The sequence below is a fragment of the Pseudomonas sp. Q1 genome, from assembly GCF_009935975.1.
In the GTDB taxonomy this organism is placed as follows: Bacteria; Pseudomonadota; Gammaproteobacteria; order Pseudomonadales; family Pseudomonadaceae; genus Aquipseudomonas; species Aquipseudomonas palleroniana.
This window is the reverse complement of the sequence record NZ_QODI01000026.1, coordinates 19,299-34,148: the sequence shown is the minus strand read 5'-3', so window position 1 is coordinate 34,148 and position 14,850 is coordinate 19,299. Positions and strand designations below refer to the sequence as shown.

The window sequence follows — 14,850 nt, the reverse complement described above, 5'->3', positions numbered from 1 at the left end:
TGAGTTCTCGATTATGGCCTAGTGCTATAGCTCTAGGAGTTTAGAGAGTCGCGCCCTCTGGGTCACGCCTTATAGCGCCGATAAGGTAGAGTCGGCAGCTTCAGGAAGAAACTTCAGGTAACAAAACATGCTGGTGATTTTGCGGCAATCCGTTGTGAGCCTCGTGGCACTGCTACTCGTGGGCCTGCTCAGCCTGGCCCGGGCCGACACATCGCCCATCGGCGTGGCTCTTGACCAGCGGGTGATTGACCTCACCAACACCCTCGACGCGGGCACTACCGCCGGTCTGAAACAACAACTGGCAGCCCTCGAACAGCGCAAAGGCGCACAAATAGCGGTACTGCTGGTGCCCACCACCGGCGGCTCAAGCATCGAAGACTACGCCAACCAACTGTTCCGCGCCTGGAAGCTGGGGCGCAAGGACGTCAACGACGGCATCCTGCTGGTGGTGGCCAAGGATGATCGCAACGTGCGCATCGAGGTGGGTTACGGGCTCGAAGGTACGGTGACCGACCTGCTGGCCCATCGCATCATCGAGGAACACATCACCCCGGCGTTTCGCCAGGGCGACTATGCGGGCGGCGTGCAACAGGCGGTCAATGACCTGACCGTGCTGGTGGACGGCGGCGACTTGCCCAAAGTCGCAGGGCCCGGCTTGAACCCCCAAGCGCTGGCGATAGCGCTCGCGTTTATCCTGGGCGCGGTTGGCGGTGTATTGATGGCTGCCGGCAAGCTGCGCTGGCGCAAGGCATTGCTGGCAGCGGTGGTGCTGACCCTGCTGCTGAGCTTTTTGGCCGGCGGCCGGGAGTGGTGGGCGAACCTGTTCATCCTGCCGCTGACCTTGCTGATCGGCGGCGCCACGTTCGGCGCGTTATGGATGGCGCGCCCGGTGTTTTACGGCGTGGTGGGGTTGCTGGCCTACATCATTGGCCTGCTGGTGGTGGACCACTGGTATCTCGACGTCAACTTTATCCATTGGCTCGCATTGCCGCTGGGCGCACTGGCGATACTGGGGGCGTACCTGGTGCTGTGGATGGTCATGAGAAGCGCCTGGAACACCAGCCGGGTTGGTTTTGCCATACGGCTGTGCGCTGCGGTGGCGGTGTATGTGGCGGCAGGGCTGATCGCGGACGCTGGGCGTCACGGGTGGCTGATGGCGTTTCCGATTGCGTCGTTCGTGGCCTTGTTCATCTTTGCCAAGACCACAGGCGGCTCGGGCTCCGGTTCGAGCAGTTCAAGCGATTCGGGTTCCAGCAGCTCCAGTTCCAGCTCCAGCAGCAGCTCGTCCGGGGGCGGCGGTTCCAGCGGCGGCGGTGGGGCATCGGGCAGTTGGTAAGACTTTAATCCTCATCCATTTGAATAAGGACACTCGATGCCCGCCATCACCCTTCGTCCCGCCACCACCGAGGATGCCCTGTGCATCGGTGTGCTGGGCATGCAGGTGTTTCTCGACACCTACGCGACCCAAGGTATCCGAAGCTCGATTGCCAATGAGGCACTGCAAGCGTTCGCCCCGGATGCAATCACGGCGCTGATGGCCGAGCCCGGCACTGCGCTGCTTGTCGCCGAAGCCGACCGACACCTGGTTGGCTTTGCCCAGATCAGACTCGACACGCGCCACCCGATGATCAAGGCGTCGGACGTTGCCGAGTTGCAGCGTTTGTACATCCAGGAGCGTTTCACCGGCCAGGGCGTCGGTTATCGGTTGTTGCAAGCGGCAGAGCAGTGTGCCGCGCAAGCAGGCGCTTCGCTATTATGGGCGACGGTGTGGGAGGGCAACGAGCGTGCGCTGGGTTTTTACCCGCGGCGTGGGTATGTGGCGCTGGGCGCGCCGACCTACACCTTCCAGGGGGAGACCCATGGCAATCGGTTGTTTGGCAAACGCCTGGGTGTCACAGCGGCTTAGACAGAAACACCCGACAGCTGCCCGCAGGCTCACACGGGATTTCACCAAACCGCAGCCAGCCGTGTTTCTCATAAAACCCCGGTGCCTGGAAACTGAGGGTGTACAGCACCGCATGCGCGCAACCACGGCGGCGGGCTTCGTCTTCAAAGGCTTGCAGCAATCGGCTGCCAAGGCCCGAACCGCGTAGCGACTCGGGCAGGTGGAACAGGTCAAGAAAGGCCATACCCAGGCTGGTCTTGCCGGTGATGCCGCCGAGAATTCGCTGAGTGTCGGGACACTTGAGCAATACCGTCAGCGGCAGGCGATCGTTCATGCCGGTAACGCCTTCATTGAACGCGGCCAGGCCACTACCGAGGATGCCTTCGGCTGCGGGGTTGGCTTGGTCACCGATTTCAATGAGGGGCGTGGTCATGGCGGTTTCTCGGTTGTGTTACGTGTATTGCCATCCGACTTTGCCGTCTGACTCGACATACGCCTGGTTACAAAGCTTCAAGCGATTAATGGGGCGAGGCGTCTGATGCGCACTCAGGCAAATCTTTGCAGGCGTGAGCAGGCGGCACCCTCAACGGCATTCGCTTTGCAGCCTCTTGCGCCATCTCTTTCTCCCGTGCCTCCAGGCGTAATTTGCGATCGGCTTCCACACGCTCCTGTTCGTGGCGGCGCATCGTATCTTCAAGGTCTTTGGCCCGTTGGCGATTTTCCTCAGCCGTCCTGCGCATCTGCTCTCTGACCTGGCGTGCCTGCTCTTCGGCCCGCTGGTTGGCTTCGCGCTGGCGCTGTTCCATGGATGAGTTGCGCAGGTGCTCGATGTCTTGGGCTGTGGCCCCTAAGGCAATCGGCACGATGGTCATCAAGGTGCTTGCAATCAACGAGGAGGCTAACAGACGGCTAAGCTGATTCCTGTACATCAATGCATTCCGAGTCAATTCGTGGTGCCTCGTTGGACGGCACCCCGGTAATAAGTTCTATAGGAAGCTATTAAAAAGCCATTATCATTTCATGCCACGCCATACCGCCGTGATCCGACGGAGAAGGCTGCACATAGCGGTAGCCCATGCGGCTGTACAGCGGCACATGTTGCTCTTTGCACATCAGGTGAATGGTCTGCTTGCCCAGCGCCCGCATGCGCTGCACAAACTCGGTCATCAGCAGTCTGGAATAGCCTTTGCCCTGATGAGCCGGGTCGACCACCACCGACATGATCACCACATTCGGCGCTTGCGGCGAATGGCCTACCAGCTCCTTGAACGCCTCGTCCGACATCACCACCTCATGGGCGCAGCCAGAGTTGATGAAACCCACCACGACGCCATCGGCTTGCAGGATCAAAAAACCTTGCGGGTACTGGGCGATACGCGTGGCGATCTTCTCCAGGGTGGCGGCTTCGTCACCTTCGTAGGCGCTGGATTCGATCTCAAAGCAACGCGCGGCGTCGGCAGGCAGGGCGTTGCGGAAGGTGAGGGCGGGCATGGTGATTCCTGAGGCGTTGAGCGAAAGGCCACATCATAAAGAAACATCTGAAATCTGGCATCGTTGTAGTGAGCGGGCAAGCCCTAATGCCGGTCAGTTAAGCGATAAAGCGGGCGATGAATAAATTGTGGGAGGGGGCTTGCTCCCGATAGGCCGCGCAGCGGCCTCAAAAATGGGCCTGCTAAGCAGTCCATCGGGAGCAAGCCCCCTCCCACAGTGACCGCGTTAATCCTTAACTGACTGGCATTAGGGCTTGCCCCGCGCTGGGTGGCGCAGCCGCCCCAAATCCAGTCACTGCGATCTTCCTGAAACACCACGGCGTCCTTGTCGGGGCGGCTCTGCCACCCGGCGCGGGGCAAGCCCGCTCACTACGACCGAGAACGAGCTTCAGGGCAGCGACTTGATAGCGCGCACTACCGCAACGGCGATGGTCTTCGTAATGATTCTGCGCTGGGAATCTTCGATCATCGGGCTCAACCACGTAGGCAGGCTGTTGAGCATCGGCAAGAGGGTCGTGAGTGCACTGTTGCGCAAGGCGCCGCAGGGTTCATGGCCTGGCTGTGCGACCAGGCCCAGTATCTTGGCCTCATAGGCTGCTCTCAACCCGCGCACGCAGTCTTCCATCGGCGCGCTCAGGCAGTTGGCATCCATGACCGCCAGCTTGAAGTGCGCGCCCATGGTTTCATGCAATTGAAGATGGCCTTCGATGAGTGTCGTCAGGCGTTGCGCAGGCGTCAGTCGTTGCGTTGTGACCCGCTCGACGTGCGCCAGCAACGCCTGATACAGCTCCATCAACCACTCGAACAGCAGCGCTTCCTTGCTCTCCACATGGTGATAGATTGCGCCGGGACTTATGCCAATGTGCGCGGCCAGTTCACGCATGCTGACCTGGCTGAAACTGCGCTCCTTGAACACCTCCAGCGCCCGGCGCTGAAACTCCGAGCGGCTCAGCACGCCAGCCTCCACCGCCGGGTCATGTGGCGAGTGCCTGCTGCTTGGCGATTTCCTGGTTGCGCAGGATGAATCGCTGCAACTTGCCGCTGGGGGTCTTGGGCAGTTGCTCGACGAATTCTATTTCCCGAGGGTACGCATGCGCGGCCAGGCGCTGTCGGACATGCAGGCGCAGCACCTCAGCCAACTCGGCGCTGGGCAGGTACTCACGGTTCAAAACGATAAACGCCATGATCAGCTCAGTGCGTTGCGGGTCGGGTTTGCCGATGACGGCAGCCTCAACCACGGCCGGGTGTTCGATGAGAGCACTCTCCACATCAAACGGCCCGACGCGATAGCCCGAGGTGGTGATCACGTCGTCGTTGCGGCCGACGAAGCTGATACTGCCGTCGTCATTGAGCTCAACGATATCGCCGCTCAAGTAATAACGGCCGACAAACGCCTGGGTCGGCATGCCGAAGTATCCATTGAACCAGCACAGGGGCGAGCGCTCGCGGTCCACCGCCAACACGCCAGGCTGGCCGGCCGGCAGTTCCCGGTGCTGATGATCGAGCACGACAATCCGATGGCCCGGCATCGCGTAACCGGCCGAGCCCTCACGAACAGGGTGCTGCAACCCATGGTGATTGCACAGCACCATGCCGATTTCGGTCTGGCCGTAATGATCATGGATGACCACGCCGGCCTGTTCGGCAAACCAACGGATGACTTGAGGGTTGAGCGGCTCACCGGCGCTGCTGACCACGCGCAACTGACCCCGCGCAGCGTCGGCGAACTCCGCGCCCGCCGCGATCAGCAAGCGATAGGCCGTAGGTGAGCCGGCCAGGTTGCTGATCGCGTATTTTTTGATGATCCGGCAGGTGGTGTCCACCGAGAAAGCGCCGTCATAGAACAGCGTGGCGTGGCCGCACGCCAACGGGCCGGTGACCGCGTAATACAAGCCATAGGCCCAACCCGGGTCGGCCAGGTTCCAGAAACGGTCGTCTTCGCGCAGATCGATCGCTTCACGCATGTAGCCCTTGAAGGCCAGGATGGCGCTCAAGGGCACCTCCAGCGGTTTGGCCGGCCCCGTGGTTCCGGAGGTGCACATCAGCAAAAACGGTGCACTGGCGTCCAGCAATTGCGGTGTGCATTGCGTCGAGTACTGATCCAGCGTACGCCAGAAGTCGTAATCGCTCGGATGCGCCGGGGCACCGTCGGTCACGATGATGGGCGGGCAGTCGCTGACATCATCCAGCTTGGGGCGGTTGAGGGCATCGGTCACGATCCAGCGTGCCTTCGAGCAACCCAACCGCTGCTCGATGGCCTTGGGACCGAAGGCGGTAAAGAGCGGCTGGTAGACCGCGCCGATACGCCAGGTCCCCAGAATGGCGATCAACAATTCAACCGTGCGCGGCATCAGGCCCGCGACACGATCTCCCGGTTGGACGCCTTGCTCGCGCAGGAAATTGCCGAAGCGCGCCGCGTGGTCCTGCAGTTCGCGGAAGGTGTGGCGCGTGGCGCGGCCATCCCGCGTTTCGCAATACAACGCGACGGCATCGCCCTCGGCGTGCCGGTCGCAACATTCGATACAGGCATTCAAGGCATTCAGCTCGCCGTGCAAATCCCGGGCGGCCAATTGTAGAAAGTCGAAAGAGTTCACTGCTGAGGTGTAATCGCGCATAACGCACCCGATTGTTATTGTTGGAATAGGTTGTGTATCCACGCCTGCAGCGTGGGCTGTTCATCTGATCAGTTGTGCATCATCTCGGCCGCTTGCTGGGTTGCCTGGCTGGTACGGGTGGCGAGTTTGCGCACTTCATCGGCGACCACTGCAAACCCGCGCCCGGCATCGCCGGCGCGTGCCGCCTCGATGGCGGCGTTCAACGCCAGCAGGTTGGTCTGGCTGGCAATGCCCTGGATGGTGGCGACAATTTGCGTGAGCTTGTTGAGGGTGTCCTGCATCACCCGATGCTGTTGTGCCTGCGCCTCGCGCATCGTGCTTTCTTCATGGCGGGCGTGGATATCGGTGATCGCGCCGACCACCCGCTGCGGGGAGCCGTCCTGCGCACGGCGTGTTTGCCCGCGGCCACGGAACCAGCGGTAAGCGCCGTTCTGGTGTTTGAGGCGATAGTCCACGTCGAAAGGGGTCTTGCCGCTACGGTCTTCAACATGGGCGACAAACGCCGCAATGGCCCGCGCGCTGTCCTCGGGGTGCAAGCGCGAGGTCCAGCTTTCCAGGGTGTTGGGGAACTCCTCGACGGTGTTGCAGCCCAGCAGCCGGCGCATTTGTGACGACCACCAAATGGTGTTTTTCGGGTTCGCCGGGTCGCCGGCCACCACCTCGATATCCCACAGCCCGTCATGCAGCATCTCCCGGGATATATCGAAGCGGGTGGCCGCCAGCTCAAGGCCCTCGTGATGCAGGTGCTGCTCGTGAATATCACGCACGCTGCCGCCGATGGCCAGCGCCATGCCTTGTGCGTCACGTCGCGCTACTCCGCTGACCCGGCACCAGCGATAGTCGCCGTCGCCGGCAGGCTTCATGCGCACGTCCAACGCAAACGGCGTGCGCCCACTGCGATCGGCCAGATGCCGGGTAAGCGCATCCAGATGCACTGGCTGGTCTGCCGGGTGCAACTGGTCGCTCCATCGGCTCAGTTGGTCAACCCCCTGCACCTGGATCGACGTCGGTCCCGCCCACTGCATGGCAGAGGTCGGCGCGGGGGCCGGGGTGCCCTGCAGTTCCAGTACCCAGAACAGTTCATCCGCGCCTTGGCTGACCAGGTCCCAGTACGCCTCATGTTGGCGCGTCTGTTGGTTACGATCGGCCAGGTGTGCTTCCAATTGGGCGACTTCCAAGGCCAGCGCACGTGCCTGGGCCTTCAGGGTTTGCCGCTCCTGCAGCAGATGGTCGACGCCGGTCAGCAGACGGCGCAGTAATGGGTTGTTCGACGACACGGGCGCGCTGGCCTGGTCAGGTTGCTCCAACCTGTCGGCGAGCGGCGCCAAGACCCAGCGGGCGGTGCGGCTGAAAAAAAGCATAAACACCTCTAGCTCGGTTAAATGGACGCCGTCGGGCTGGCCGACAAGGCACGGGTGTCAAAGGTCGTCGCCCCCGGCAGGGCGGGCCAGGCCGCCGGGCCCGCGGCGATTTCCTCGGGGCTGAGCAGGCAATGGTCGAGTTCGCGCTGCAACGCCTGGGTATCGAGGTCCTGGCCGATAAAGACCAGCTCCTGCCGACAGTCGCCGACCACGCCGTCCCACTTGGCCATGATGCCTTGCAAGCGGTATTCGTCCTTTGGCCATTGCGACGGCGCTATGAAGCTCCACCAGTGCCCCACATAGTCCCACTGGAACTGCTTGCCGCTGTGTACCAGCAAGCCGGTTTCCAAGTGTCGGCTGGCAAGCCAGAAGTAACCTTTGCTGCGCAACAGGCGCCCGTTGCTCCAGGGGCGCTTGAGAAAGTCGAGCAAGCGCTGGGGGTGAAACGGTGCACGCTCGCGGTACACCCAAGAGGTCACGCCGTAGGTGTCCGACTCGGACGCCGTTGCGCTGTCAGGCTCCAGCTTGCGCATCCAGCCCGGCGCTGCGGCAAGGCTGGGTAAATCGAACAGACGGGTATCGAGGATGCTGGCCAACCTGACGTTGCCCTGGGTCATCGGCAGGATCCGCGCGGTCGGGTTAAGGCCCGCAAGGATCGCCCGCACAGCCTGATAGGCCGGCTCGTCGATCAGGTCCAGCTTGTTGACGAGGATCACGTTGGCGTACTCCACCTGCTCAATCAGCAGGTCCGCCAACGGGCGTCTGGGCGCGTCTGTCTGGGCGTCGTCGCGGGCGACGCTGTCCGGTGACTCCAGCAATGCTTGAAAACAGCTGCCGTCGACCACCGTCACCAAGGTATCGAGCCGCGCCAGCTCGCTGAGGCTGAAGCCCTCGGCGTCAAGGAAGGCGAACGTCTCCGCGACCGGCATCGGCTCCGAGATCCCGGTGGATTCGATCAGCAGGTAATCGAAGCGCTGTTGACGCGCGAGCGCGCTGATCTGTTCGAGCAGATCGGCGCGCAGCGTGCAGCAGATACAACCATTGCTCATCTCGATCAACTCATCGCGGCCACGGTGCAGCGACACATCGCGCTGTACCTCTGCGGCATCGATGTTGATCTCGCTCATGTCGTTGACGATGACCGCGACTCTCAGGCCCTCGCGGTTGCGCAGGATGTGGTTGAGCAGGGTGGTCTTGCCGGCGCCGAGGAAGCCGGAAAGCACGGTCACTGGCAGTCGGCCCGCCTGGGCGCCGTCCATCACACGTTCACCGCTGGACGGCCCTCGGCCGGATCCAGGTAGCTTTCGAACAGGTCGACCACCACGAAACCTTCATCTGCCGCGTCGCCCCACAGGTCTTTGCTGTGGAACTCGACGTGGTAGGTCGGCTGATGCGCTGCGCTGGTATCGCCGTGACCTATGGCATCCGGGAAAGGCCATTTTTCCGAGGTGCGATGCAACACCACGCCCTGCTTGCCGCGTACGTAGGCCGGCATGCGGATATGCCCCGCCACATATTCGTCGCGCACCACCACCCGATCGCCGACCTCAAACGGTGCTCGCCCGGTGATCGCCGCACGACCTTCTGCATGCGCCGGGTTCGCCAGCTTGAAGTGGCTACCCAGCGCCTGGTCGAGTTCGGCCTGGGTGAGCACGCCGGTTTCGACCAGCAGGGTAGCGGTCGCGATGACATAACGTTCGTAGTACTGGGTGCCGACATGTTGGCGAACATCCAGGCGTTCGACGGCGTGGCGCACTTCGTCCACGCTGAACTTCTTCAGCTGATCGACACCGATAAACATCAAGCTGTAGGCCAGGTGTTCCCAGTCCTGCTTGAAGACCTTTTTGTAGTCCAGGCTATTGATGGTGTGAGGGACTTTGCCAAAGCCTTGGAAACCGCCGAGATCGTGGAAACCATCCATAATTGAAACTCCGGTAATTGAACGATGGGGCGTTGTTTGTCTCAATCAACGCGGGGCAGGGCGACGCCGATCAGCACGTCTTTGGTCACCAGGGCCTGAAGCTGCTCCTCGCTCATGTGCTCGGTGCCTTCAGGCCGTACCGGCAGCACCAGGTAGCGGCTTTCGGCGCTGGTGTCCCAGACCTTGACCACCATGTCGCTCGGCAGCTCGGTGCCCAGCTCACGCAGGACGGTGCGGCCCTCTCGGACCAGGCGCGCGCGGAACTCGAAGCCCTTGTACCACTCCGGCGGCAGGCCGAGTACAGGCCAGTTGGTGCAGGAACACAGGCTGCAGACAATCACGTTTTTCAGCTGGGGCGTATCTTCCAGGGCTACGATGTACTCGCCCTGCGGGCCGGTGTAGCCAAACTGGGCGCAGGCGGCGGTGCCGTCCTTGAGCAACAGCGCCCGGAACTGCGGATCGACCCAGGCCTTGGCGACCACGCGGGCACCGTTTTCCGGGCTCCAGCCGTGCTCCATCAATTGCGTGAGCTGCTCGACGTAACCCTGTGGGATGAGCTCCTTGCTCTTGAGGACTTGAAACAATGCCCAGGCTCGTTCGCCGGGTGTCGAGGTGCTCGCAGAAGTGGGCGTAGATGGACTCATTGGGGTATCTCCTATCAGTCAACGCGGTTGTGGAGTGATTGAAACGTGCCGGTCGTTCTTATTGTTTTGCAGGGTTGAAACTCAGAGCGTGCGCCAGTCCACTGCGGCTTCGAACGCCGCCGCCGCCTGGTAGATCGTGCCCTCGGCGTAGTGCCTGGCGATCAGCATCAAGCCGACGGGCATGCCGTCCACCGAGCCGCACGGAATCGACATGGCGGGATGCCCGGTGATGTCCTGAGGCGCGGTGTTGCCGATCATTTCCAGGGCGCGCGCCACGTATTCGGTGATCGAGCAGTGCGCTGGCGGGTGCGGTTGGGCCGTGATGGGAGTGGTCGGCATCACCAGCAGGTCATAGGACTGCAATGCCTTGTCATAGCCTTGCCGGGCAAAGCGCGCCAGGTTCTGGGCCTTGGCGTAGTAACGCCCGTTGTAGTGCGTCAGGCCGTATTGACCGACGAACATGCAGAGCTTGAGAGACGCGGACAATTGGTCGGCCTGTTCGCGCCAGCCGGCTTGTTTGTCCAGCAGGCCGATGTCGTACAGGCCTTTCCAGTTAAAGCCGGCGCCGTTGCCATGCATCATCTGCATGGTCAGACCTTCGCAGCCGATGGGGTGCCACAGCGATCCCGCCAGGTTGTGTTCGGGAATGGACACCGGCTCGACCTGCGCGCCCAAGGCCTCGAGATGGGCGATGGCCTCGCGCACCTTGTCCGCCACACGCGGATCCTGATTGGCCAGCGCGAACCCTTCCTGCACGACGCCGATTCTGAGACCGCTCACGCCCCGCCCCAGGTAGCTGCAATAGTCATCGACCTGCGGCTCTGCCTGGCGTGGGTCGAGGCCATCGGAACCGGCCATGGCCTGCAGCATCAGCGCGTTGTCACGCACGTTGGCGGTAATCGGGCCGACGTGATCGATGGTCGCTTCAATCGCCATGATGCCGGTGTAGGGCACCAGGCCATGGGTTGGCTTCATTCCGTAGGTTCCGCAGAAAGCCGACGGGATGCGGATGGAACCGCCTTGGTCGCCGCCCACGGCGATGTCCACCTCGCCAGCGGCGACCAGGGCAGCGCTGCCCGATGAGGAACCGCCAGCGGCATAACCGTGACGATGAGGGTTGTGCACCGGGGCTGGGTCAGAGGTGTGGCTGCCCCCCGAGAGGCAGTAGTGCTCGCAGGTGGCTTTGCCGAGGATGGTCGCGCCGGCATCGAGCAAACGCGTGACCACGGTGGCGTCGAACGAAGGGACAAACCCCTCCAGTGGCGCGGCGCCGTTCATCATCGGGACGCCGGCCAGGGCGATGTTGTCTTTGAGAGCGACGGTCTTGCCCGCCAGCGTGCCTGAACTGGCGCCCATCACCTCCGTCTTGTAGTACCAGGCGTTGAGCGTGTTTTCAGTGTGCGAGGGGCGATAGCCCGCGCTGCGCTCGTAGCGCACCAGCGGTGTGAAATCGGGCAGATCATCGACCAGGTCGTACGCATCGAAACTGGGTTGCATGAGTGCCAGATATTCGCTGGCTTGTTCGCGTGTCAGCTGTATGTGCAGGCTGGTAGCGAGGTCCTGCAGTTGTTCGACAGTCGGGCGGATGATAGCCATGAGACGTCCTGTTTCCTGAAGTGGGCTGGCAAATGTCTGTGCACATGTCTCGCGGCGAGGTCCTGCAAAGGTGTCCGCGTGACTGGGGTCTGTGACTAAGCTATCTCTGGTGATCGAACGGCGCTTGGTTGAGCAAGACAGCCATTTGGTTGAAAGGGACGGGTGTGTCCCGTGAGCTTCAGCTGCCAGGGCGAACCCCGGCAGCAGGGCGTATGCCCTGAAGATCCAAACGGCTTATTTCTGGGGATCAGGCATTGCGTCTTGCGCAGATGACTTCTCGTGTTTGGGCCAGATAACGCCGACTCTTTTCATGCCCTTGGCGGGGTCCATTTCAGGGTGGGCGAGTACGACGTCCCGATAGGAGGGGCTACCTATCACCGCCGGCTTGAACTTGATGAGAAAGTCATTGACCTCTTTGCGCAGGTTCGCCGCCAGGTCGTAGTCGTTGTAGCACTCCTCGAGACAATCGAGCACGGCTTGCCAGTGCACCTCGGTAAGCCCCATGCCCCGATGTGCGGTGACCATGTCCCGCCCCCGGTATTTGGCGCTTCCGCCCCAGTGCTCGGAGAGGAAATCGACAAAGTTGATGTGTTCTTTCTGGAACGTTGATTCGGACATATGGGCCCAGATGTGCCCGATGGCAGGGTGGCCCATTGTTTTTCTCAACACGGCGCCGGCGAACTGATAGATAACGTCGTAGCCCCCAAGGCGCGTGTAGAGGGAGGGCTGTTGTTCCAGGGCGGGTTGTTGGTCGGTCATGTGTGATTTCTCCGTTTCAGTGGGGACAATCTCATTGGCTACGGCTGGCGGGTTCACGTTAGATCTGCTCTCGCGCACACGCTTGGCTGGTGAGGACAACCGTTTGATCCAGGCGGACAGGGGTCAGAAAACCCGTGCGTAACGCAGGTTCATGCGAAAGTTTTCCTTTGGCCCGTTCTCCACGGACAGGTCGCGGCCCAGTTGCAGCTGAAACTGGTCCTTGGCGGTGACGAACTTGGTGGCGGTGACGCGAAAGTTGGTGGTCTGCATCTTGTCGTCCTGGTTGACACCCGCGACCTGGGTTTCACCGCCCCAGTTGTGGCCAAAGCCAATGGCCAGCGCGGTGGTCGGGTCAGGCATGTAGCGGCCCATCAACTGGGTTTCGTAGGAAACGTCCTGCTCCCTGCGGGCGGAGTTGGCGCCGAAGTCGTTGTTGTCGCCATACCAAATGGCATCGCCTACGAGGTCGACGGCCCACTTTTCCGAGAAGTGCTTGATGTAGGCCGCCTGGAGGTCAACCTTCCAGCGGTTCTCGCCCAGGTTGAGCGCGTCGTTCTTGTCGTAGTTGCCGCTAGGCACATAGAGGTAAGCGGTGGCGCCGAGGACGTCTTTGGCATCGTTTAGCGTGTATTTGAGCGGCGCGGTGAGAATGAGGTCGCCCACGCCACTGGTGTTGCCCAAGGCGGAAGCGTCACCGCCGCTTGAGACATGGCCGAAGGGCAACAGGAGTTGTGGCGAGACGGTGAGTCGCTCGCTCAGCTGGTAGACGTGCAGCAGTCGCAGAATGCCAACGTCGGAAGTCAGGTTGAAATCGGAACTGATTTTGTGGCCTTGGGCATAGGCACTGTTCGTGGTGGAGTGCTGGTAGTAGAGCAGGCCAAGCGTTGCATCAGCGGGCAACTGCTCGTAGTCGCCAGGGGCTACCTCGACTGCGTGGGCGCAAAGGCTGGGGAGGAGGGCTGCAAGCGACAGGTAACGAAACTGTTTCATGGTCGAGGATCCTTTTTGCGGGCAAAAAGAGCCCCGCTATCGCCAGTCAGGCAAAGCGCAGGGCTAAAAGTGGAGTCAGGGCTGGCGTCAGGCGGGCGATACTTGCGCGTCGCGCAACATGCCGGTCTGCGGATGGCAGTTGATGTACTCGAAGATCTGGCTCTTGGCGTCCGATACCGATACTTCGTGGTACAGCCGCAACTTCTTCAAGCCCGCGGCCACGCGAAAGAAGGTCACGAAAATGCGCAGGTGGGTCGGGTGGGATTCGGCCCAGCGTTCGAGTTTCTCCACCGAGCGCCAGTGACCGATGTTGTAGCTGACGTCGAGAAAGTTGCCGTCCAGGTCGATATTGCGCACGAACCGGTTGCTGTAGCAGCCCAGCGGTTGGCCGTTGTCGCGCAGGAAGTCCATGCCGTCCTGCAAGGTCGGCAGGATTTCGTCGAGGTACAGCGAGCGCTCTTCAGCCTCGGCATCCGCCCAGTCCTGGCCGGAGCGGATCAGCGTGAGGTTGTCATGCCCCAGCACCACCACGCGCCCACCTTGGGCCGGGTCACCGGCGATCACTTGCAGCTCGCTCGTCGGCTTCATCCAGTCCGTCTGCGAGATGGGGAAGCGGTCGCGCATCGAACCCCAGTAACCGTGCTCTTCGATTTCGCCACTGATGTTATCCATGACCGCGCCGACACCGGGCAGGTTGTCCTGGAAGGCGTACAGCGTCTCGAACTGCTCGGCGCGCGGTGCGCTGATCTCGCGAAAATAGCCAAGGCCGTCGTTGAGCCTGTCCTCTGACGCCCACCAGGCGTTGACCGGTGCCGAGCGCAGCCAGCGGCAGTGAGCCGCCGGGTCCTTCCAGTAGCCGACCACAATCAGATTATCGAAGCCGCTGTTGTCGGTGTGGTGGGTCAAGTCATGGGTCTGCGGGCCATCGGCCAGGCTGAAACTTTCGACGATATGACGCATCGCCTGCAGCGCGGCAGCGCGCTGCGCTTCGCCGCGATACTGCACGCCGAAGTAAGCCATCACCACCTGTTCCAAATGCTCGTCGGCGCGTGCCACCCACATTGCAAAGGGCGGCTGGTACTCATCGGGCACGCGGCGAGACAGGGTGCGCGGGCATTTGAGATGTGTGTCGATTGCAGATTCCATGTTGAGCTCCTCGTTATTTTGGTTCAGGCCTACGGTTGGGCATCAGTACTTGGGCGGCTGGCCGCGCTTGGCGGTCTGTCGTCGGTGCAGCAGCTTCATCGCCCCCCACTCGATCAACCAATACGCCGACTCTTCAGGCACGAGGTCGCGCCTCTGCAGGAGCCAGGAGGTGTCAGCCAAGGGGGGTGAACAGGGTCGATGCATGGCGAGCCTCATCAGCGGGGGTTGAGTTGCTGTGAGGTGGAAATTAGGCGTGACGACGAGCAGCCGCTTGGTTCGTCGAGACAACCGTTTGGTTGGAAAAGACAGCGTAAGCAGGGGGGGCGCGTGCATGACCGAGGTTGGTGCACTACCGCTGTAAACCCACGGGGCCGTGCCTCTTAATGGGTAGGGCGAGGTCGTCACCCGGCATACGGGCGAGGGGAGACAATGTCGGTGACAGA

The 14,850-nt window shown here is 61.8% G+C and carries 14 protein-coding genes and 2 pseudogenes; 2 read left to right on the top strand and 14 right to left on the bottom strand.

Annotated features, from left to right (window positions below; all coding sequences use genetic code 11):
- The first annotated feature begins 127 nt into the window (after positions 1-127).
- Both DK870_RS27920 and DK870_RS27915 read left to right on the top strand, forming a co-directional pair.
- Entirely contained in the window at positions 128-1,336 is a 1,209-nt protein-coding gene (locus tag DK870_RS27920) for a YgcG family protein (RefSeq protein ID WP_161550298.1), read from the top strand.
- 36 nt (positions 1,337-1,372) lie between these two features.
- A complete protein-coding gene (locus tag DK870_RS27915; RefSeq protein ID WP_161550297.1) occupies positions 1,373-1,906 on the top strand; it encodes a GNAT family N-acetyltransferase in 534 nt (177 codons plus the stop codon).
- Here the strand turns inward: DK870_RS27915 and DK870_RS27910 are convergent.
- The 14 genes and pseudogenes from DK870_RS27910 to DK870_RS27850 form a co-directional block, all read right to left on the bottom strand.
- On the bottom strand, positions 1,893-2,318 hold the full coding sequence (locus DK870_RS27910) for a GNAT family N-acetyltransferase (protein WP_161550296.1): 426 nt from the start codon (positions 2,316-2,318) through the stop codon (positions 1,893-1,895). The genes DK870_RS27915 and DK870_RS27910 overlap by 14 nt on opposite strands.
- A gap of 85 nt (positions 2,319-2,403) precedes the next feature.
- Positions 2,404-2,757 carry a hypothetical protein gene (locus DK870_RS27905; RefSeq protein ID WP_158683636.1) on the bottom strand — a complete coding sequence of 118 codons (354 nt, stop codon included), beginning with the start codon at positions 2,755-2,757 and terminating at the stop codon, positions 2,404-2,406.
- Positions 2,758-2,884: 127 nt separating this feature from the next.
- Complete coding sequence (locus DK870_RS27900) at positions 2,885-3,376, bottom strand: GNAT family N-acetyltransferase (protein ID WP_104994060.1); 492 nt, start codon at positions 3,374-3,376, stop codon at positions 2,885-2,887.
- Between the two features lie 387 nt (positions 3,377-3,763).
- Complete coding sequence (locus tag DK870_RS27895) at positions 3,764-4,327, bottom strand: TetR/AcrR family transcriptional regulator (RefSeq protein ID WP_161550313.1); 564 nt, start codon at positions 4,325-4,327, stop codon at positions 3,764-3,766.
- A 22-nt stretch (positions 4,328-4,349) separates the two neighbouring features.
- Positions 4,350-5,990 (bottom strand): AMP-binding protein, encoded by a 1,641-nt coding sequence (locus DK870_RS27890; RefSeq protein WP_161550295.1) that lies wholly within the window; start codon positions 5,988-5,990, stop codon positions 4,350-4,352.
- 77 nt (positions 5,991-6,067) lie between these two features.
- Positions 6,068-6,322: pseudogene (locus tag DK870_RS30110) on the bottom strand (methyl-accepting chemotaxis protein); the annotation flags it as partial.
- Between the two features lie 30 nt (positions 6,323-6,352).
- A pseudogene (locus DK870_RS30105) lies at positions 6,353-7,015 on the bottom strand (PAS domain-containing protein); the annotation flags it as partial.
- A gap of 353 nt (positions 7,016-7,368) precedes the next feature.
- Positions 7,369-8,613 (bottom strand): GTP-binding protein, encoded by a 1,245-nt coding sequence (locus DK870_RS27880; RefSeq protein WP_161550293.1) that lies wholly within the window; start codon positions 8,611-8,613, stop codon positions 7,369-7,371.
- Positions 8,610-9,272, bottom strand: a complete 663-nt coding sequence (gene nthB / locus DK870_RS27875; RefSeq protein WP_058426056.1) for a nitrile hydratase subunit beta — start codon at positions 9,270-9,272, stop codon at positions 8,610-8,612. Before nthB ends, DK870_RS27880 begins: the two co-directional genes overlap by 4 nt.
- Before the next feature lie 41 nt (positions 9,273-9,313).
- On the bottom strand, positions 9,314-9,916 hold the full coding sequence (gene nthA / locus DK870_RS27870; RefSeq protein WP_060752482.1) for a nitrile hydratase subunit alpha: 603 nt from the start codon (positions 9,914-9,916) through the stop codon (positions 9,314-9,316).
- A gap of 81 nt (positions 9,917-9,997) precedes the next feature.
- Complete coding sequence (locus DK870_RS27865) at positions 9,998-11,512, bottom strand: amidase (RefSeq protein WP_161550292.1); 1,515 nt, start codon at positions 11,510-11,512, stop codon at positions 9,998-10,000.
- 234 nt (positions 11,513-11,746) lie between these two features.
- Positions 11,747-12,271 carry a group 1 truncated hemoglobin gene (locus DK870_RS27860; protein ID WP_161550291.1) on the bottom strand — a complete coding sequence of 175 codons (525 nt, stop codon included), beginning with the start codon at positions 12,269-12,271 and terminating at the stop codon, positions 11,747-11,749.
- Positions 12,272-12,394: 123 nt separating this feature from the next.
- On the bottom strand, positions 12,395-13,261 hold the full coding sequence (locus tag DK870_RS27855; protein ID WP_161550290.1) for a transporter: 867 nt from the start codon (positions 13,259-13,261) through the stop codon (positions 12,395-12,397).
- Between the two features lie 87 nt (positions 13,262-13,348).
- Positions 13,349-14,407: a phenylacetaldoxime dehydratase family protein gene (locus DK870_RS27850; RefSeq protein WP_090370438.1), complete on the bottom strand. Its 1,059-nt coding sequence runs from the start codon at positions 14,405-14,407 to the stop codon at positions 13,349-13,351.
- Positions 14,408-14,850: the final 443 nt, after the last annotated feature.